This window comes from Anaerovorax odorimutans, from assembly GCF_024459955.1.
Taxonomy (GTDB): domain Bacteria; phylum Bacillota; class Clostridia; order Peptostreptococcales; family Anaerovoracaceae; genus Hominibacterium; species Hominibacterium odorimutans_A.
This window is the reverse complement of record NZ_JANFXK010000010.1, coordinates 18,353-37,315: the sequence shown is the minus strand read 5'-3', so window position 1 is coordinate 37,315 and position 18,963 is coordinate 18,353. Positions and strand designations below refer to the sequence as shown.

Sequence of the window (18,963 nt, the reverse complement as noted above, 5' to 3'; positions counted from 1 at the left end):
TCTTTATTCACCATCCGGCGCGTTTTTCCCTGCGAGGATCGCATTCACTTCATCATCGGACAGATCGTAATTGAAATACTCTTTGTAAAACGCTTTTGTTTCTTTTGCCAGGTCCAGATCCTTGAACTGGTCCGGGTGAATCGTTTTAGCCGCCCACAGCACCTGCAGCGCCGATTCCGAACTGAACCTGCACCACTGGAACGTTCCCTGAGGAATACGGTAAACCTTTCCGTTTTTTACAGCTTTCAGGTCTTTCATGGTTTTGTCGTTCATAAACTGTTTGTACGCTTTAGCCTGATTGATACCGCCCACTACAATGATATCCGGATCCACCTTGAGCAGCTGTTCAGCCGTGATCTCCTGGGTCATTCCTTCTGCGATACCTTCTGTGGAGATCTTTCCGCCCGCGATATCGATCCATTCATTCATGATTGTTCCGGTACCTGCCGTCGTATAAATGCTTTCGCCCTGCTGTCCGTCGATATAGTGAACGACCGGTCTGTCCTCATCTTTTAGATCCTTCAGAGCATTTTCAACCTTTGAAATGTTTCCGTTCAGGTATTCCACATACTTGTCCGCCGTCTCCTGTTCTTTCTTGCCGAGCATTTCTCCCATAGCGGTAACGGACTTTTTCAGTCCGTCATAGCTGTCAAACATCATGCACGCCGCATTCAGCCCTGCGTCTCTGAAATCCTGCGCATCCTCTTCTCCGCTGGTAACAACCAGATCCGGATTTATCTTTAACATTTCTTCTACATTAGCGCCGCCCTTGTCATCGGATATGGCCGGAACATCTTTGATCTGCGGCGCGACAGTCTGAAGCCAGGTAAAGGACGGAGACTGCAGTGCTCCCATCACGCCCGCCAGCTTGTCCACAGCGCCCAGGGTCACTGTCATCTGCGTGCTGGAGGGCCAGCAATTGATCAGAGTTTTCACTTCTTCCGGAACTGTAACATCCGCGCCTGTCATATCTTTTACGGTTTTCGTTCCTTCGGCCGGCTTCTCCGCAGACTCCGAAGCTCCGCATCCTGCGAGGGATCCCAATGCCAATACCATAACTACCATCAACAATAATAACTTTTTCTTCATTTCTTCCTCCTCTTAGTTAAAGTTTTAAATAAAACCAGCCTATAAGCAGGCCGTTCATTTTCCTTCTAATTCCACCGGCTCCCACCAAATGATATAAGTCTTTGTCTCCCTGCGGAAAGTAACACCGCCCTGCGGGTTTTCTTTCAGCCACGGATCTACGTTGCGGCGGAAGATGTCCATTTTTTCGGGAGGCACCTCTCCCAGCAGCCTCAGATCGTCATAGGCAGCTTCCCGGCTTTCAAAATCCTTGGTAAATCCGTCGGTGATCACATTCACATTGGGGTTGATCCCTAAATCATAGAGCATGTTAAAGGTCAGATTGTATCCAAACATCCTGTCTTCCCTGGGCTGCATCAAACCCTCTTCGATTCCCCGGAAAAGGTCGTCGCGAATGATTTTCAGGCTGGGCATTTGGGCAAAGCTGAGCAAAAACACATATTTATTGGCCGTCTGATTTAAGCGAATCAAATCGTTTAAGGCTACAGTACGGGAAACAACCACTACGTCATGTTTTTCAAAATCCTTTCCCAGCTGGGCGGTCTCCCAATCCATTTCTTTAATCGTGACATTGTCGAGGCCCGCTGCTCTTACATTCTTTTCGCAGTACTCCAGCATTCTGGGCGCCAGATCCAGCGCAGTGACCCGTCCTGCTTTTTGAGCCAATGGCACGGTAAGCCGGCCAGGCCCGCAGCCGATATCCATTACGCTGTCTTCCGGTCCCGCCAGGATCCGGTCGATCTGCATCTGGGTGTACGGCTTTTCCATTTTCGCCATACGGTCATACATATCGGCGCTTCTGCCCCAGACTTCCGCCAGATCGACGCTGTCGTCCTTCGGGGGTTTTCTCCCTGCCGTTCGTTTGTAAAGCTCGCTCCAATTAATCAATCCATTCATATCTACTCTCCCTAACGTCAGATTTCCTGCTTGGTTTAAACGGTTTCTCTTCGGACATTTTTGAATGATGCCAAAAAAAAAACAGTTTTCATCAAAGGAAACTGTAATATAAATTGCTTACATTCCTTTCCACCGGGAGGCACATCCGTTTCCAGCTATACCCATCGACTGATTTCTCATAGTTGACCCTTAGACAAATCAGTTCGGAACATATTTTATTTAATTTTCATATTTACTTTATCACACGATTTTCTTAAATTTCAACAGGATTTTACATGATTTTTCCAATACCACATATTTGTACCAGTTATGGCGCAAGATGATGCTTGCAGGCAATATCGTTTTATTTCCTGCGCAAATGCGCCTGCCGTTGCATATACAACTTGTTATTTTCCCATCCTTGTCTTAAATTGAAGGCAGATGTAAAAGTCCTACAGCCACTATACCCTTCGTATGTAAATTATTGCTTTCCCCGACCTTTTGGAAAGGAGCTTCGTATGAACTTTTACAAGAATCATGTGGGCATGATTATTGCCTCCATTGTTGCGCTCTGTCTCTCCCTGATGATGGCTACCGCGGCCATTTTTGTTGACCATCTGGCCTTTACCGTACCCTTATGGATCAAAAACTGGGGGACCGCGTTTCTGACCATCAGCATCACAGGCATGATCCTTCCGATGACCGATTGGGCTTTCGCTCTTGGCCGCAGACTTCATCTGACACCGAACACCCTGCCCCATATCCTTTTGGAGAACTTTGTGGCAACCTTCTTTTTCAACACAGCGGCGTGTCTGGTGCTGGCCGCAGTGAACATTTTCGCCAACGAATCCATCGCGGCTGCTGTTGCTGCCGGTGCGGCGCCAAGTGTCTCTGCGATCTTCTGGTCCACCTTCCTGCGGGACTGGCCGATCATGTTCGTTTTGGCTTTTATCTTTGCTTTTATTGTGACGAAAATAGCGGTAAAGATCGCCGGAAAAATAGTGGGCGAATTGGAAACGGAAACATCTCCCCAACGACAACCTCACTGAAAAGGAGCACCTATGTATACTGCTGTCATGCTGGGGGCCGGCCAGGCAGGCCGCGCCTTCAGCAATCTCCTCAATCACTCATACCTGACTCTTTTAGCCTTCGGAGATAACAATCCGGAGCTTCACGGCACTAGGATCGGCCGGATTCCCGTCATGTCTGTTGAACAGGCCATCCGGCTGGAGCCTCAGTTTGCGCTGATTGGTGTCATCGATTCCATGCGCGGCCGGGAGCTGCGGCAGCAGGCTGATCTGGCCGGCTTTTGCGGAACATTTATTCACCTTCACGATTTATACCGGCAATTGGATATCCGCACAGCCACCCTGCTGCGCATGGCAGAACGCATCACAGAACAGAACATTCCCGGCAGTATCGCCGAACTGGGCGTATACAAAGGAGATACCGCCTGCGTACTCAACCAACGTTTTCCTGAGCGCAGACTGTATCTCTTCGATACGTTTCAGGGTTTTGACTCAAGGGATATTGCCACAGAAATGGAACTGGGCTGCTCCAAAGCGGCGGCGGGTGATTTTTCCGATACCTCTGCCGAAGCAGTCCTTTCACGCATGCCTCATCCTGACCGGGTGGTAATCCGCAAAGGCTACTTTCCAAAGACATCTGCCGGTCTAAAGGAAGAACGCTATGCGCTTGTCAGTCTCGATGCCGATCTCTATGCTCCGCTCTCAGCCGGTCTGGAATACTTCTATCCCCGGCTCAATCCGGGAGGCATGATTCTGCTTCATGACTATAACAACGGACGGTTTCGCGGAGCCAGGCAGGCGGTCGCCGATTATGAAAAGAACTGCGGATCTTTGCTGCTCCTGCCGCTGTGCGATTTACACGGCAGTGCGGTCATCGTTCATCCTTAGCTCGTTGAGCTGGTTCCTCAGCAGGAAGCCCGCCAGAACCGCCATGGCAAAATCAGCGATAGGCCCTGCCCAAAGGACTCCGTTCAGTCCGAAGAACCGCGGCAGAATTATCAGCAGCGGCGGCAGCATGAGGACCTGTCTTGTCAAAGAAATCAGTATGCTCTGCTTTGGTTTTCCCTGGGCAGAAAAAAATCCTCCTACCGAGCTTTGCAGGCCGTTGACGCAGATCAGCATCAGAAAGATACGAAAATAGGAAGCCGCAAACGCAAAATAGTCGTCATCTCCGTCACCGAACAGCGCTGTGATCTGCCTGGGAATAAGCTGATAGCAGAGAAAGATCACAAAGGAAACAATCAGAATCACCTTTATGACCAGCTTGCCTGTTTCCGCCACGCGTTTATAGTTGCCTTTGCCGTAATTATAACTGACAATCGGCTGCATACCATTGGAAAGCCCCGTAACCACTGCTACGGCAATGGTGTTGACTTTATTGGCGACTCCGGCCACAGCCAGCGCAGTTTCGCTGCCGTAGATGCTGGCCCCGCCATAGGTTCGCAGAGCTCCGTTGAGGAAGATCTGCACCAGCGCCTGCGTCAAAAAATTGAACATAGGCCCTGCTCCCAGGGCGGCGATATTCAGATACAGTTTTCCATTGGGTTTATACGCGCTGCGGTCCAGACGCAGCGTTTTAAAATGGGGCAGGTACACCAGAACCATCGCCGCGCTGACCAGCTGACTGATCACTGTTGCCCAGGCTGCTCCCCGGATCCCCCAATGAAAGCCGAAAATGAAAAGCGCATCCAGCGCCACATTCAGTACGGAACCGGCCACGGTACAGACCAGGGCGAATCCCGGACTTCCATCGGCACGCAAAAGAAACGGGCCTGCCGTCCCTATGAGCGAAAAGATATAGGCGACTGCCGTAATTCTGGCATAGGGCATCGCGTAGGGCAGCACCGCATCAGTACACCCGAATAGATACAGCAGTGGTTCGGTAAAAATCAGCATTGCCGCGGAAACCACCCCGCCGCACAGAATCATCAGACCGATCCCGCAGCCGGCGGCGTGTCTGGCTTTCTCCATATCTCCATTGCCCAGGGCCAGGTTCATGACTGCGGAGGTGCCGACACCGCACATCAAAGACAGCGCCGTGATCAGCGTGACGGCCGGAAATACCACATTAGTAGCGGCATTTCCCAGGATTCCCATCGCATTTCCGATGAAAAGTTGGTCCACAATATTATAGACAGAAGTCACCAGACTGCTTAAAAGTGACGGAACACAAAAGCTGACCAAAAGCCTTTTTAAATCGCCGTGCTCCATTGCTTCCGGTCCCAGCTTCAGGCTACGCATTGTCCCCGCAGACTGCGCTTTCAAGGATCAGTTTGCAGGCCCGGTCCCGCAGCAGCTTCCAGCGAATCGGCTCCGGATCCACTCCTTCGATTACGTCCTCCAATTCCATCTGATACTGACGGGCGATCTGATTCAGTTCTGCGTCCATTTCATCCTGATAAACGGTAAGCCGCTCTGCCTGGGCTACGGCGTCAAACAACAGATCACAGCGTACTGCCCGCACGGCTTCCCGGCGGCGCTCCTTTCGCAGCTTCTCTTCATCAAGGCCGATGGTACCCAGGTAAGCAGTGAAGGCCTCATCCGCAATGTCGTCTCCCGTCATGGCCGCCTTCTTTGTCCTGCGCCGCTCAAAAGCCTCGTCGATCTGCCGGTCAAAATCCTCGGAAAGATCGTTGTATCTGGCAGCCATGGCTTTCATCTGCGCTTTTATAAAGGGAACCTCCTGCTCCTGATTATCCGAAGATACGGCTTGCAGCATAATATCCAAAGCTTCAGCCTTGACCTGCTCGGCCGGCCTGTAGCTGCCCGCTATGTGATAGACGTCTGTCAGCACCGCAGTGGTGTCAGCTAAAAGATAGTAGATGGAATCCTGATGGATATTCAGTTTTTCCTGGGCGATCATGGCGTCTAATTTTTGTGCGATCAGAGGCTCGGTCACATCGGCGTCCATATTGTCACAGGCAATATTCAAGACCTGATCCATAAAGGCCATTTCGTTTTCTTCCCGCTTCACAGAAGCTTGAATGCCCTTGTACTGTCCCAAACGCACCTCCGGGTACAAATCGGCCTTTACCGTAAACTCCAGGCTCTTGTCCGGTGGACAGCAGACTTCCGTCACCTGTGGTTTACCGATAATCCGAAGCTTTTCCGCTGCAAGGAATCGATCGAAAAACAGCTGCACAGCTGTTTCTATGGACTCTCCTGCTGCCATTCGATATTCATCGGGAGCCGCCTGGATCGTAACTGTCATACGATTTTCCTTTATTTCTTTCCGCAAAGTTTTCATGGCTGTTCCCCTTTCACATAATTACTTCAACGGCATCATCCAGCTTATAGTGGATAAATCGCTGGTGCCCCGAGATGAGCGCTTCGACTTCCTCGTCTGTACAGAGCTTTCCCAGATCCAGCTTGGTCTTCATCTGTCCCAGGAGCGTCAGCCGCTCCCTTTCTTCCGGAAATACCGGATAGAGCTTTAGATAGCTGTACGTCTGTACACGTTCAATCCGCTTTTTCAGACTTGGAAGCAGCGCGATCTCTTCCATGGTCAGATCGTAGGGGTCACCTACTTCGTCCAGGGCCGGATTTAAGTCAGGCAGAGAATGGAAAATCACATATTCTCCGGCTTCGCTGTCCCAATAGGCAGTATTCATCACGCCCTGCAAACGTCCGTGCTCCGCTTTGATATAGGCCTTTCGCTCCTCCTCGATCAGTGGTAAGCAGACCTTCTTCTGTTCTTCAATCGTACTGTATTTGCCCATAGTTTCCTCCTTCAAACGATCGGTACTACCATTCCCAATCCATCTTATTTACCCGTTTTATTAACTCCTGCTGCCGCTCTTGAAACTGCAGCTCTTTATTGTGGAGATAATATTTGTCACAGCCGTAATGACCGATAAATCTCGCGCTGTAATAATTGACGGTCAGCTCTGTGACAAAGAGCAGGATCTCATCGCCATCGCCAAAAGCCTTTTCGCAAAAACCGAAGCTATGCTCCAGCGCTGCTCCCGCTTTCCCGGCCAGAAGCTTCAAATCCGACACCAGGGTTCCAAAAGCCGTCCTTACTGTCTCAAAGTCCGCCGCCCTTTCTCTCATTGCAGCCGCCCGAAAGTCCTCCAGTCTTGCGATGGCTCGCTGCATGGATTTCCGGCTGGCCGCGGACATGGATGAGGCTTTTCGCCCGCTTTCCAGCTTTTCCTCCAGCGCGGCTATATGTTCCTCCAGCAAATCCGACACCTTGCCTTCCCGGTCCGGCAGCGCTTCTTTAATCTTCTTTAGCTCGGCAGTCAAGAGATCCAGCACATCTTCCTGCTCGCATACACTGCGCAGCTTTGAAGTGACGGCATCAAACAACAGCCCCAGAAGGGACAGCCGCTCATCAATCGCCGCCTGGCTGGCTCTGAAAACAATCGCCTCATCCGCCCTTCCGTCCATGATTTCCTCAATCTTATAATCGCTGCGGTATTTATTGAACAGATCATAATAGATGGCGAATTCTTTGGCCGTCTTGGCATCCTGCAAATACTGACAGATCAGGCGTTCATCCACCTTGAGACTGTTTTCTTCATAGAGCCGGATCATTTCCGAAAGATCGTCCCAGCTGCGCGCGGTTACAAAATTCCTTCCGTCCACAGTGCTTTCCACCTTGTAAAAATCTTTTTTCCGGGCCGACAAATAGGTCATAACCGCCGGATGGACACCTTTCTTATTGGCATAAGCTTTCCATGCCTCATAATCAGGTTCCACGTCAATCCGCTTTAATCTATCCCAAGTGACAATATCGAAATCCCGAACTGACTTGTTGTATTCCGGCGGGTTACCGGCAGTAACCACAATCCATCCCGGCGGCACCTGATGCTGCCCGAATACTTTGTATTGCAGAAACTGGAGCATACAGGGAGCCAGTGTTTCCGAAATACAGTTGATTTCGTCCAGAAACAGAATGCCTTCATGCAGACCGGTGTTTCGCATCAGTTCATAGACTGAGCCGATGATTTCACTCATGGTATATTCGGAAACCTGATAGGAAAAACCTTCATATTCTTTTTCTGTAATATAGGGAAGTCCAAGAGCGCTCTGTCTGGTGTGATGGGTCATGGAATAAGAGACAAGTCCCACGCCCAGCTCTGCGGCGATCTGCTCCATGATGGCAGTTTTTCCTACCCCCGGAGGTCCGATCAGAAACACCGGCCTCTGTTTTTCCACCGGGATGCGGGGATTTCCCAATTCATCTTTTGTAAAATAAGCCGTCATGGCATTCATGATCTGTTCTTTTGCCTGCGCGATATTCATAGCCTTTCCTCACTTTTCTCCTGTCTCAAATCCTGTACTTGTCAAATGCGGAAAATTCCGTTAAACTGCTGCTTCGATAATCCAGCAGCGCCGCGATGATCTCCATGTGCTTTTGGGACTGGGCGCGTTCAAGTGTGATATTAAACAGCTCCGCATCGATCAGTTTGTGTTCTGTAAAGTATGTTACTGCGGGTAGCAAATTGCAGTCAACCGCCCGGTTTAGCACCGAAATCAGATTCTGCTCCGCATAAGCCCTGTATGGGTTTGCCGTCTCCCCATACAGGCTTTCGTTTTCACAAAATCCCATAACAGCCGCCAATACATCCCGTGTTTCTTCAAATTCACCAGGAACCATTCCCGGCGCCACAATGACCGTCAGATTTTCGCAGCCCGCAAAAGGATCGTTTCCCAGCGTTCTGACTTCTGCTGACAGCTGGATATGCTCCAGCCGGCCGCAGCCATTGAAAGCGCCATTTCCCACTAGCTTAACCGTCTCCGGCAGCCGAATTCGCTTATACGCCGCCTTATCCCGAAAGGCTCCTGCTGCGACGGCTGTCGCCCGTTCAGGCAGATTCAGCTCTGTTGCCGTTCCAATATACCCATAGCACCAGCGATCGATGAGAATAAAACCTTCCTCATCTTTCAGCGCCTGACAGTCGTCAAAGACACCGCCTCCAATTTGCTCAACCGCTTTTGAAATCACGACCTCTGTCAGCTCCCGGCAGCCGCAGAACGCTCCCGGGCCGATTTCCTTCACGCTATCCGGGATTGTCGTTTTTTTCAAACTTCCACATCCCGAAAACGCTTGTGCTCCGATCCGCTCCACCCCTGGCGGAAGCTCCGCCTCTTCCAGATGCCTGCAGTTTTCAAAAGCGCTGTCTCCGATCCTTTTCAGCCCCGGTGCCAGCTCCAGCCTGGCCAGTCGGCCGCATCCAAAAAACGCATGCTCCGGCAATTCTCTCAGTCTGCTGCCGACCCGCAGTTCCTCCAGACCCGCGCAGCCGTAAAAAGCGCTGTCTCCCAGAAACTCCAGTTTATCCGGCAGCATCAGCTTTGTCAGGCAACGGTTCGCGAAAAAAGCTCTCCGCTCAATGCATCTGACGCTATCAGGAAGCATCACTTCCAGATTGGTGCATTCATAAAACGCATCCACACCTACACGCTCCAGGCTGTCCGGCAGCACCACATTCCGCAGGCCCGCGCACCCCGAAAACGCCCAGTCATTTATATCCTTTACCCTTCCAAGGAATTGTACGGTTTCCAGGTTTCCACAGGAAAAAAAGGTCCATCCCGCAATCCGGACCACGCTCTTTGGAAAGACAATGCGATTTAGTCTTCTGCACCCGGAGAACACGCCGTTTTCAATAGTTTCCAATCCTTCTTCCAGCCGCACGTCCCAAAGCCTTGTGCAGCCTTTAAAGCAGTGCCAGCCCAGCACCCTAACGCTGCCGGGAATATGGACACCGGTCAGCCCCGTACAATCGGAAAAGGCTCGCCAGCCGATATAGTCCACGCTGTCGGGGATAACCAGCTCCGATAGGAGAACCCGCTCGCCAAAGGCGTCGGCGGCGATCATCTTCGTCCCTGCGGGGATCTTAGCCTGCCGTATATTTCTGCGGGCTTTCACCAGGCACTTTCCTAAAAACAGAAAATCTTCATTCCAATCTGTTTCATTTTCGCTGTAGTATTGATAAAAGGGCGTACCGATGAAGCAGTCTCTGCCCACATAAATCAGGCTGTCGGTTGCCTGAACACTGATAAGGTTCGCGCACCACTGAAACGCTTCGTCCAGAATTTTCTCCACGCTGCGGGGCAGCGTCACTTCTCTCAGTTCCCTGCAATCGCGGAAAGCGCCTTCGCCTATGACTGTTACTTCATCCGGCACGGTCACATAAGGTTCTTTGCCATTGTATTTAATCAGGATTCCATCCTTAATCTCAAATTCCTTGTTTTCCATTTTGCTCACTTGCTTTTTTAAAATAACCGGATCTGTGCTTCTGTCAGCATGATTTTAATTGCCCATGGCGGCACATCGGGGATTTCTCGTTTTTGGTCCACAAAGACGAACGCGGCTTCATAGTCCGGCGGCATGGCAGGAAAGGTTCCGTATCCGTCCGTAAAATAGATCAATCCTTTGAAATTTTGAAATTCATGCTGTTTGATCAGACTGTCCACATAGGTGAACGTGGGGCGAAAATCGGTTCCACCAAAGCCTTTCAGGACCATACTTTCTATATATGCGTCGAATTCCCTGTCGCTGGTGATCCTGGTGTCTTCTTCCACCCGGGCACCGCATTGAATGATGTGTACGTTTACTTTTGTAAAGAAATTTTCGCTCTGCTTTAGGATATTCCACGTCTTGGTGACGAATTTCTGTACCAGCTCTCCCGACACGGATTCGGAGGTATCCAGGGCGATTACAAACTCACGCACTCGTTTTACCTCTTTATATTCCAGGGGTTCTACCAGCGGCATGTTTTGGTAAAGCGCCATACCGTAGGTGTAAAAAATATAATCGAATTCATCATCGTTGATTTCCATATTCTCTCCCAGCACGGCAAAACGTTTCAGTAGTTGGGCGTAATCGTAAGTCTCCCGGTTAATCTCCGCCAGTGCCTGCCTCATATCGCCCGCTCCGTCTCCCCAGGTTCCGGAAAAAGTCTCCAGATCCACTTGTATCCGCTCGGATATTTCTTTCCACATCCGCTCGATGTCTTCCGGGGCCATAGCAGATTTGTCTTTGTCTTCTTTTTCCTTATTGGGATCTCCTGTACCCTTCTCTCCCTCGCCCGGACTGCCGGCATCGTTCTCAGCGCCGCCGTCTGCGGATCGTTCTTCCCCTGTTTCCTCTGTCTGGGGTTCCATCTCGTCTTCACCGCTGTACGCAGTGTTCGGATCGACATTTTCCCCATCTTCCGGAGCGTAGCTGTCCCGCTGGTCCCCTTTTCCGTTTTCGCCGGAAAGTTCGGGACGGTTATGCCAGATCTTATGGTCATCGGCGTAGAAAGCCTCTCTGATCCGCTGCCATTCACCGGGCGGTATTTCTTCCTGATTGAGGAAATAATGGTACAGCCGCTCGGCGGTCAATCTCGGAAGCTCCGCTCTCAGCTTTTCGACCAGCCACTTCTGTCGCTCCTGCCGCTCACAATACAGGGCTTTTATGCCTAAATCTGTGATCAAACTTTCCACCGCAATATCGCAGCAAAGGTCCCACAGGTCGCTCTTGACTTTTTTGCCGACAAAAAGATGGCGGAAGAGACAGTGGAGAACGATATGCAAATAATCCCGCACCGGTATTTCCTTCGCCTTTCTGAATTGGCGGCATACATGTACGGAATTATAATAGAGGAACTGGCCGTCTGTTGCCATTTCCGAAGTGGCGGTTTCATTTTCCGAAACAACTCTCACAAGGGCCGATTCCAAAAACCGCAGGTTGATCAAGAGCGTGCTCCGTGCTAATCTGAGGATTTCACTTGCCAGCTCCTCTGCTTCGTGGGCCCGGCGAAACAGCTCTTTCTGTTCCTTGGGCTCCGCATAACCGTGAGTTCTGCGCAGCTGCGCAGAACTCACTTCCCACTCTTTATTTTCCAAAATCCGATTCTTCTCAGTCATCGCTTTCTCCTGCCGCAACGTCTCAGGACCATCAGTCTCTCTGCGGAAGCGGAGGCATATTGGCGAACTTCTCAGGAAGATCCTCGGCGCCGAATTCTTTTCTGCCGGTCTTTTCATTTTCCCGCAGCGCTCTCCAGAGCTTTTCCGGCGTGATGGGCAGCTCCTTGAGTGTCAGACCGGTGGCATAGTTGATGGCATTGCCGATGGCTGAACCTACTGGAGCGGTACTTCCTTCGCCCGCTTCTTTGGCTCCCATGGGGCCTTCCGGATCATACTCGCTGCAAATGATCGTTTTGATCGGCGGCATATCCAGAGCAGTCGGGAATCGATAATCCCGGAAGCTCGGGTTCTTGTGCCTGCCCTCTTCATCGTAGATACATTCTTCAAAGCAGCTGAAACCAAAGCCCAGGAGTACGGAGCCTTCGATCTGGCCTTCGACAGCGCGGATATTAAGCGGACGTCCGCAGTCATGGCCGAATACGAAGTCATCCAGTTCAACCTGGCCGGTCTCTTTATCCACGGTTACCTTGGCCGCGGACGCAGAGAAGGAATATGCCGTGGCGTAGTTTCCTACGTTCTTAACGTAGATGTCTTTATCCCCTTCATGGGCAAAGGAGCCGACGCCGGCTACACAGCGCCCGAAGTTCTTTTCTTCATAGCCGAAGCAGGCTTCGTTGTAGGAAATGTTCTTTTCCGCATCGCCCTTAACAAAGACTCTGTGGTCCTTCATGGTGATGTCACTCGGCTTGCAGCCCCATTCCTCGGCCCAGTGTTTGAGCAGCTTGAGTTTGGCGTCGCCCACGGCTCTCCGGCAGGCATTTCCGCCCAGGAAGGTCACTCGGGAACCGAAGGAGCCCGCATCCCAGGGAGTGCTGGTGGTATCGGACTGAATCAGCTTGACCTCGTCCATGCGCAGTCCCAGTTCTTCGGCTACAATCATGGTCATGACCGTATCGCAGCCCTGCCCGATGTCATTGGCACCTGAAAATACAACTGCATAGCCTTCACGGTTGAGACGGACAATCGTCGATGAGGAGCAGTAATGAGGCGTCACCAGTACCGGGAAGCCTGTTCCGGACATGAAGCCTGATCCCGACAGGCCCAGCGCCTGGCCGCTTCCAATCGGATACCGCTCTCTGTTCTTCCAATCAACTGCTTCTGCACAGGCTACCAGGCATTCCTCAAATTTGCAGGAGGTAAATTCCAGCCCTGTCGGACCTGTGTAGTAAGGGGTGATTTCATTGATACGCCGGATCTCCAACGGATCAATTCCCAGGTCGTTGGCCGCCTCGTCCATGTGGATTTCGTGGGCAAAGTGAACCTGACAGGCGGAATATCCACGCATGGCACCAGATGCCGGATGATTGGTATAGGGCCTTCTGGCATGCATGTCGATGTTCTCTACCTTGTATGGGAAGGTGGCGCAAATCAGCGACAAGGTATTGGCCGCAATGCCGGAACCGCCATAAGCACCGCCATCTAAGATGTGCTTGCATCTTTTGGCCAGCAGTTTTCCTTCTTTCGTAAAAGCGCTCTCCAGCTCAAAGGAAATCGGATGACGGGTACGGGTACACATGAATACTTCGTCCCTTTTCAATACGCATTTAACCGGATGGCCGGTCATCTGAGCAAATTTGCACGGGCAGAGTTCATGGGCGAACACGTCCAGCTTGCCGCCGAAGCCGCCGCCGACCATGGGCTTTATCAGGCGAACCTGACTTTCCGGTACGCCCAGTCCCCAGGCGATCCAGTAGCGGCTCACATACGCGCCCTGGGTTGTCGACCATACGGTCCACTCCCCGTTTTCATACTTGGCTACCGCGCCATGAGGTTCGATGGCCGCGTGAACCATTTCCTGCGTTTTATAGTAGCGTTTGTCCGTATAGTCGGCTTCTTCAAAGGCCTTATCCGGATCACCCGCGTTCATAACCGTAAAAATTGAGAGGTTGCTGCTGTCCGGGTAGTGGATGGCCGGCGCGTCCGGCTGCATGGAATCAAAGGGATCCAGTACCGGCTGCAGCGGCTCGTATTCTACCTTTACCAGTTTGGCCGCTTCTGTTGCGATTTCTTCGGTAGTGGCGCAGACTGCCGCCACTTCATCGCCGATCATGCGGACCTTTTTCCGGCACAGCGGCTCTTTGTCCGCCAGTTCTTTGAAGGCTTCCGGGTTTCCCAGGTTATGGCCTTCCGGAAAGTCCTTACCGGTCAGCACGCCTTTTACCCCCGGAACCTTCAATGCTTCCGAAAAGTCGATGCTCTTAATCAGGGCGTGGGCGTAAGGGCTATGTACCAGTTTGCAGTAGTACATGTCCGGGAAGCTTACGTCGTCGGTATAGATGGCTTTTCCCGTTACCTTTGCTTCCGCGTCGATGCGGACGTAGGCATTTCCTTTCCCCGCCAGCTCGTAATCTTCCGGCTTTTTGTATACGCTTTCTATTTCAGCGTAGTAATCTTTTGATTTTATTGCCATTATGCATGCACCTCCTTAGCCATGACCTTTGCCGCAGCGTCGATGGCCTCGACGATTTTGGTATAGCCCGTGCAGCGGCACAGGTTGCCGGCAATGGCGTCGCGAATTTCTTTTTCTGTTGGATGTGGATTTTCACTGAGCAGGGATACGGCTGACATGATCATCCCCGGTGTGCAGAATCCGCACTGGAGCGCCCACTTGTCAATGAACTCTCTCTGCAGGGGATGAAGGACGCCGTCTTTTTGCAGTCCCTCAATAGTTACCACTTCATGTCCGTCGGCTTCCACGGCCAGCATCATGCAGGAATCGACTGCTGCGCCGTCCAGGAGAATGGTACAGGCTCCGCATTCCCCTTCTTCACAGCCTCTTTTGGTTCCTGTCAGCTGTAATTCTTTGCGGAGGAAATCGACCATTGTAATGTTGTCCTGCGCCAGCACTTCGACATCCTCGCCGTTTAGTTTAAACTTGATAATTCGTTTCATGTCTGCGTTTCCTCCTTTTATGCCAAAGTTTCTACGGCTTTTTTCAATGCGCGTTTTGTAAATACACGGATCATGTCACTGCGGTATTCTGCCGAAGCTCGAACGTCTGAAATCGGGCTGCATTCACCGGATGCGATGACTCCCGCCTCCGCGAACCGCTCTTCTGTCGCTTCCCCGCCGATCAGGAACTGTTCCGCTTTTTTCGCCCGCAGCGGAGTTACTCCTACGCCGCCCATGGCGATCCGGCAGCCTGCGATTTTGTTTCCGTCCATTTTTACCCATGCGCCGGAGCCGATGATAGCCAGGTCCATGGCTTTGCGGACAGCGTGTTTAAAATAGGCGGAGCCTTCGCCTGCCTTTAATTCAGGAATATCGATTTCCGTTACGATCTCTCCTTCTTCTTTTTTCAGGCAGGTCTTTTTGACCCCTGTAAAAAAGTCGTCAATGGGAATCGTTCTTCCACCGTTCTTACTGTAAGTTTTAACAACAGCGTTCATTGCCAGCAAAATCGGAGCAGTGTCCGCAGACGGCGACGCGTTGCAGATGTTTCCCGCCATGGTACCCTTGCGCCGTATCTGGGCGGAAGCCACATAGTGAGCGGCGTCCGCTACTGCGGGCATTTTTTCTTCTACTGCCTGCGAGGTCTGGATTGTGAAAAGTTTGGTCAATGCCCCCACTTTCAATCCTTCTCCCTCTACAAATTCCAGCCGGTCCAGTTCCGGGATGTCTTTCAGGTCAATAACCGTATCCACATCTTTTAAGACGCTGTCCTTGATGAGCAAAATGACATCTGTCCCGCCAGCCATCAGAACGCACCTCTCGCCGTGGTTGCAGACGAGTTCCGATGCTTCCCTGAGACTTTTGGCAGCGATGTAATCAAAGTTTGGTAAAGCCATTCCTATTCCTCCTTAAAAAATAATTTAGCCACATTTGCCTTCGTTACTGTCATTTTGCGATTTTTCTGTTTTTTTAACAATATGTATTTGCGTAGGGAGGCGCAAATGCGCCTGCTTTTTTATGCGGGACTACCCCAATGTTAAAGCGGTTATAAGGCCAGGTCATCGTCGTTTCGCTATCTGCACGTTTCTGCTGCTCCGCCTTTGATGGCATAGCAAAAGGACGTTGGAATTCCAACGTCCTTTTGCTAAACACACGTATATCGTATCTCTTTCTTATCCGGCCGCTCATGCATGGCAGCTTTGCCGCCTGCCCGCATCGCGCTTACAGCGAGGTAATCGTCTCCTGATGCGTCTTGAGCAGTTCAATATCACGTATGCAATAATATCCGTTTATCGTTTCGATCAGGCCAAGATCCTTCAGCGATTTAATGGCCCGCACCGTGGTAGCCCGGTTCACTCCCAGCATACTGGTGATGATTTCAATACTGAATTTCTTTTGAATCAGCGTCTTATTGTCATAGGCAACGCCGTATTGTTCTGCCAGGCTCAGCAGCAAATCGCACAGCCGCCAGGTCGCGTTGTGACTCTTCATCTTCTGATTTTCGTCGATGGCCGCAAAAAATTTATCCGCTGCGTACTCCAGGATCGCCATTGCGATATCACTGTCGTTTTTGAAGGCTTCTTTCAGTGCCTGTTTTTCAATGCGAATCAGTTCCGTAGGAACCGTTGTCCGAAAGGTGATGGGAAGAATCCGCTCAAACAGCATATTCATTTCTCCAAACAAAGCATTGGTCTCCATGATACAGAAAAACAATTCGTTTCCCGATTCGGTTTCCGTCACCGCTACCACCTGCCCGCTTTTTACCAGATAGCAGCATTCCGGGATTTTCCCCGCCCGGATAATCGTATGATTTTTAGGAAAGCTCTGCGTTTCTCCCAAACGTTCCAGTTTGTCAATGCAGCGCCGCATATGTAAAAACCGCGACGGGTTTTCTTCGCCGCTGTGCATAAAGATGTAGCTTGGGGTACTTTCAAACAGGGTTCCGGTTCTTTTTTTATCATCCATCGTATACCTCCCGTAAATCTGTTCCGCATGGCCTATGTTAATTTTAACATATTTCAGCGATGATTCCCCAGCAAAATCTTTTTACGGCTGGCAGTTTTTACAGGGCTTCAGTCCCTGTTCGATCATGACGCTTCGCCTTCCCTGAAAGCGTTCTTTATTCTTCTCCGCCATTTTCTTTACGCTTGCACAATCCGGCCTATGGAAAACATCCGAATTGACATTTACAATATATTCCTGCGCACTCTCATCCGCAGAAGCCTCCGTCTGCTGCTTGCTTTCCGTCTGGCCCTCCTGATGGCTTTCTCCTGTGCGGTAGTCAATTGCAATGCCCGGCTGGACATTGTAGGCGTAGACATTAAACGTGATCCCTTCTCCTTTATCCTCTACGGATTTCGCTTCCATAAGAACGCCGCTGGCCAGCAGATTGTCGCCGCTGTAGATCGGTGTGACTCTGTACAAAACATGGTTGTTTGTTTCTTTTATGTAATCAGCCACCTGGTTTTCAAAGGGGAGCATCCCTTCGATATTGAGGTAACGGGTGCCCGTGATGAGATTTTTTTCATTGGCGTTCTCCGCCGTCAGCTGGTAACCGATCAAATGACAGCGGTTGTACAGATATTTGCCATCGACGTTTCCGTATTTGACCGTATGCCACCCGGTCGGCTTTACCATGCCGATAGATCCACGCTCTTCCGTCGGCATAAGCTCTTTCCCTACACAGGCATAGGCTGTGCCGCATCGCCCCAGATTATCGGGGTCGCTGTAAGTTTCAAAGGCGTCCGTTGTTAAATCGGCCTCTTCAAAATACGGTTCATTTCCGTTTATTTTCTGATATGGGGTTCCCTGATATTGTGGTATATCCTCAAGCGATATGGTGGGATCGCCTGCCGCGTCTCCTGATTTTAAGGCTTCATTTCCGCCATTCGTACATCCGGCCAGCAGCAGACAAACGCATAGTGTCAGCGCTATGAGAATCCGGTAGTTGTGCCTTCCATAGTTCTTCTCGTCGCTGCTGTTAAAATAAGTAGTTTTTCTCATTTATGTTCCTTTATACTCCTCTCTATGCCATTTTAATTATAACATAGAGTCTGGACCTGTTCTCACAAATTTTACGAAGGCGAACTGATTATTCTCTTGTTTTTCGCGGAAGCCATCGCTATCGTAAAAGCGGCATACTGCCGGTAAGTTTGTTCACCTTCTTTTTCGTGCCGCAAATCGCAAGGCCAAAATATTGCAAAGCGTCTTCCGGCGTATCGGCCATCTTTTCAATAAAGTCATCATAGGTTTTGCATCCCTGCGCCAAATCAGAAAAATCAACCACGATCAAATCCTGAAATTCCGGCTGATAAAGCTTTTCTCTTATTTCTTTAATAATCTCCGACGAGCCTCTCAGTATTGGTACAGGAAACGTTATAATGCCGAGGTGCTGATTTCCAGTCTGGTCGGTCACATCAGCCCCGACCACTTCCGGCATCTCTTTGCCAAGGGTAATCCCCATAATTGCCGCTGTATTTGCAATAATGCCCAGCGGTAAATTTTCGTCAATTATCATCACGCATTTCTCATTTTTTGAATCCATTGTTTAACCTCTTTTCTTAGACACGTTACTTTCAGGCAGCCCCCTCAAAGCCGGGTGGGATGTTTCCCTGATGCCTTCTTTTCGAAAGTCATTGTACCATTTCATATTCCAAAAGGCTTGTAAGATATTATCCTTTTCGTTCTTTGCGGGTGGCATCGCCCTTTAGAATGCCCGTCATAGAAAAAAAGTATCCTCAAACTCGTTGGGATCAATGAGCTTGAGGATAGTTAAGATGCAGAGATTAAATTAGCCGCAGGTTTGCGGCGTTTGCGGCGTTTGTGAAATTGGAGAAGTTGGCGACCAGATTTTGATTTTGCCGACAAATCCCGCCACCATTGGGCCAAAAGAAACGCCTTGGTCGCAAGCTCTACTGGTTTCCATGTTGTAGCGGCATTGATTTAAGATTAAGCGTTAGTTTTTACATAAAGTAAAACACCCGTCCTCACCTTCAAGACTGGACGAGTGCTTTTACTCTAAACATCTTGGAGCGACCGTTCATCGGTAACTCTTTTCTTATCTGTATTATATGCTATGCGAGGAGCCAAGTCAATAAAGTGATGTGCTTTTATCTTCATCGTCAATTAACTTTGTTTATGATACCAGTATGTAATATGA

16 protein-coding genes and 1 riboswitch are annotated in these 18,963 nt (G+C 50.4%); of the genes, 2 read left to right on the top strand and 14 right to left on the bottom strand.

The window, feature by feature from the left end; genetic code table 11:
- Positions 1–3: 3 nt before the first annotated feature.
- Both NE619_RS09870 and NE619_RS09865 read right to left on the bottom strand, forming a co-directional pair.
- Complete coding sequence (locus NE619_RS09870; protein ID WP_256132250.1) at positions 4–1,089, bottom strand: ABC transporter substrate-binding protein; 1,086 nt, start codon at positions 1,087–1,089, stop codon at positions 4–6.
- 54 nt (positions 1,090–1,143) lie between these two features.
- Positions 1,144–1,983, bottom strand: coding sequence for a class I SAM-dependent methyltransferase (locus tag NE619_RS09865; RefSeq protein ID WP_256132249.1), 840 nt, complete (start codon positions 1,981–1,983; stop codon positions 1,144–1,146).
- Positions 1,984–2,089: 106 nt separating this feature from the next.
- Positions 2,090–2,204, bottom strand: a riboswitch (molybdenum cofactor riboswitch).
- A 276-nt stretch (positions 2,205–2,480) separates the two neighbouring features.
- Here NE619_RS09865 and NE619_RS09860 point away from each other — a divergent pair.
- Positions 2,481–3,011, top strand: coding sequence for a hypothetical protein (locus NE619_RS09860; protein WP_256132248.1), 531 nt, complete (start codon positions 2,481–2,483; stop codon positions 3,009–3,011).
- A 12-nt stretch (positions 3,012–3,023) separates the two neighbouring features.
- Positions 3,024–3,878, top strand: coding sequence for a TylF/MycF/NovP-related O-methyltransferase (locus NE619_RS09855; protein ID WP_256132247.1), 855 nt, complete (start codon positions 3,024–3,026; stop codon positions 3,876–3,878).
- Here the strand turns inward: NE619_RS09855 and NE619_RS09850 are convergent.
- The 12 genes from NE619_RS09850 to NE619_RS09795 all read right to left on the bottom strand — a co-directional run bounded on the left by NE619_RS09850 (position 3,846) and on the right by NE619_RS09795 (position 18,348).
- Positions 3,846–5,231, bottom strand: a complete 1,386-nt coding sequence (locus tag NE619_RS09850; protein WP_256132246.1) for an MATE family efflux transporter — start codon at positions 5,229–5,231, stop codon at positions 3,846–3,848. The genes NE619_RS09855 and NE619_RS09850 overlap by 33 nt on opposite strands.
- Entirely contained in the window at positions 5,224–6,201 is a 978-nt protein-coding gene (locus NE619_RS09845; RefSeq protein ID WP_256132245.1) for a trigger factor family protein, read from the bottom strand. Before NE619_RS09845 ends, NE619_RS09850 begins: the two co-directional genes overlap by 8 nt.
- A gap of 49 nt (positions 6,202–6,250) precedes the next feature.
- The gene (locus NE619_RS09840; protein ID WP_256132244.1) at positions 6,251–6,709 is read right to left on the bottom strand and encodes a hypothetical protein; all 459 of its coding nucleotides are present in this window, start codon (positions 6,707–6,709) and stop codon (positions 6,251–6,253) included.
- A 25-nt stretch (positions 6,710–6,734) separates the two neighbouring features.
- Positions 6,735–8,240 (bottom strand): ATP-binding protein, encoded by a 1,506-nt coding sequence (locus tag NE619_RS09835; protein WP_256132243.1) that lies wholly within the window; start codon positions 8,238–8,240, stop codon positions 6,735–6,737.
- Positions 8,241–8,265: 25 nt separating this feature from the next.
- Complete coding sequence (locus NE619_RS09830) at positions 8,266–10,197, bottom strand: leucine-rich repeat domain-containing protein (protein WP_256132242.1); 1,932 nt, start codon at positions 10,195–10,197, stop codon at positions 8,266–8,268.
- 17 nt (positions 10,198–10,214) lie between these two features.
- A complete protein-coding gene (locus tag NE619_RS09825; RefSeq protein WP_256132241.1) occupies positions 10,215–11,852 on the bottom strand; it encodes a DUF2201 family putative metallopeptidase in 1,638 nt (545 codons plus the stop codon).
- A gap of 31 nt (positions 11,853–11,883) precedes the next feature.
- Complete coding sequence (locus tag NE619_RS09820; protein ID WP_256132240.1) at positions 11,884–14,322, bottom strand: xanthine dehydrogenase family protein molybdopterin-binding subunit; 2,439 nt, start codon at positions 14,320–14,322, stop codon at positions 11,884–11,886.
- Complete coding sequence (locus NE619_RS09815) at positions 14,322–14,804, bottom strand: (2Fe-2S)-binding protein (protein ID WP_256132239.1); 483 nt, start codon at positions 14,802–14,804, stop codon at positions 14,322–14,324. The genes NE619_RS09820 and NE619_RS09815 overlap by 1 nt, the downstream gene beginning before the upstream one ends.
- Before the next feature lie 17 nt (positions 14,805–14,821).
- Positions 14,822–15,700 carry an FAD binding domain-containing protein gene (locus NE619_RS09810; protein ID WP_256132238.1) on the bottom strand — a complete coding sequence of 293 codons (879 nt, stop codon included), beginning with the start codon at positions 15,698–15,700 and terminating at the stop codon, positions 14,822–14,824.
- Between the two features lie 325 nt (positions 15,701–16,025).
- Positions 16,026–16,769: a Crp/Fnr family transcriptional regulator gene (locus NE619_RS09805; protein WP_256132237.1), complete on the bottom strand. Its 744-nt coding sequence runs from the start codon at positions 16,767–16,769 to the stop codon at positions 16,026–16,028.
- Positions 16,770–16,850: 81 nt separating this feature from the next.
- Complete coding sequence (locus NE619_RS09800; protein ID WP_256132236.1) at positions 16,851–17,807, bottom strand: DNA/RNA non-specific endonuclease; 957 nt, start codon at positions 17,805–17,807, stop codon at positions 16,851–16,853.
- 118 nt (positions 17,808–17,925) lie between these two features.
- Complete coding sequence (locus NE619_RS09795; RefSeq protein WP_256132235.1) at positions 17,926–18,348, bottom strand: DUF2000 domain-containing protein; 423 nt, start codon at positions 18,346–18,348, stop codon at positions 17,926–17,928.
- Positions 18,349–18,963 lie beyond the last annotated feature (615 nt).

Excerpts from the sequence above, each read along its gene's own strand:
- NE619_RS09810 (WP_256132238.1), bottom strand. The coding sequence starts at position 15,700 with ATGGCTTTACCAAACTTTGATTACATCGCTGCCAAAAGTCTCAGGGAA.
- NE619_RS09830 (WP_256132242.1), bottom strand. The coding sequence starts at position 10,197 with ATGGAAAACAAGGAATTTGAGATTAAGGATGGAATCCTGATTAAATAC.
- NE619_RS09840 (WP_256132244.1), bottom strand. The coding sequence starts at position 6,709 with ATGGGCAAATACAGTACGATTGAAGAACAGAAGAAGGTCTGCTTACCA.
- NE619_RS09820 (WP_256132240.1), bottom strand. The coding sequence starts at position 14,322 with ATGGCAATAAAATCAAAAGATTACTACGCTGAAATAGAAAGCGTATAC.
- NE619_RS09850 (WP_256132246.1), bottom strand. The coding sequence starts at position 5,231 with ATGCGTAGCCTGAAGCTGGGACCGGAAGCAATGGAGCACGGCGATTTA.
- NE619_RS09805 (WP_256132237.1), bottom strand. The coding sequence starts at position 16,769 with ATGGATGATAAAAAAAGAACCGGAACCCTGTTTGAAAGTACCCCAAGC.
- NE619_RS09800 (WP_256132236.1), bottom strand. The coding sequence starts at position 17,807 with ATGAGAAAAACTACTTATTTTAACAGCAGCGACGAGAAGAACTATGGA.
- NE619_RS09860 (WP_256132248.1), top strand. The coding sequence starts at position 2,481 with ATGAACTTTTACAAGAATCATGTGGGCATGATTATTGCCTCCATTGTT.
- NE619_RS09825 (WP_256132241.1), bottom strand. The coding sequence starts at position 11,852 with ATGACTGAGAAGAATCGGATTTTGGAAAATAAAGAGTGGGAAGTGAGT.
- NE619_RS09835 (WP_256132243.1), bottom strand. The coding sequence starts at position 8,240 with ATGAATATCGCGCAGGCAAAAGAACAGATCATGAATGCCATGACGGCT.
- NE619_RS09865 (WP_256132249.1), bottom strand. The coding sequence starts at position 1,983 with ATGAATGGATTGATTAATTGGAGCGAGCTTTACAAACGAACGGCAGGG.
- NE619_RS09855 (WP_256132247.1), top strand. The coding sequence starts at position 3,024 with ATGTATACTGCTGTCATGCTGGGGGCCGGCCAGGCAGGCCGCGCCTTC.
- NE619_RS09795 (WP_256132235.1), bottom strand. The coding sequence starts at position 18,348 with ATGGATTCAAAAAATGAGAAATGCGTGATGATAATTGACGAAAATTTA.
- NE619_RS09815 (WP_256132239.1), bottom strand. The coding sequence starts at position 14,804 with ATGAAACGAATTATCAAGTTTAAACTAAACGGCGAGGATGTCGAAGTG.
- NE619_RS09845 (WP_256132245.1), bottom strand. The coding sequence starts at position 6,201 with ATGACAGTTACGATCCAGGCGGCTCCCGATGAATATCGAATGGCAGCA.
- NE619_RS09870 (WP_256132250.1), bottom strand. The coding sequence starts at position 1,089 with ATGAAGAAAAAGTTATTATTGTTGATGGTAGTTATGGTATTGGCATTG.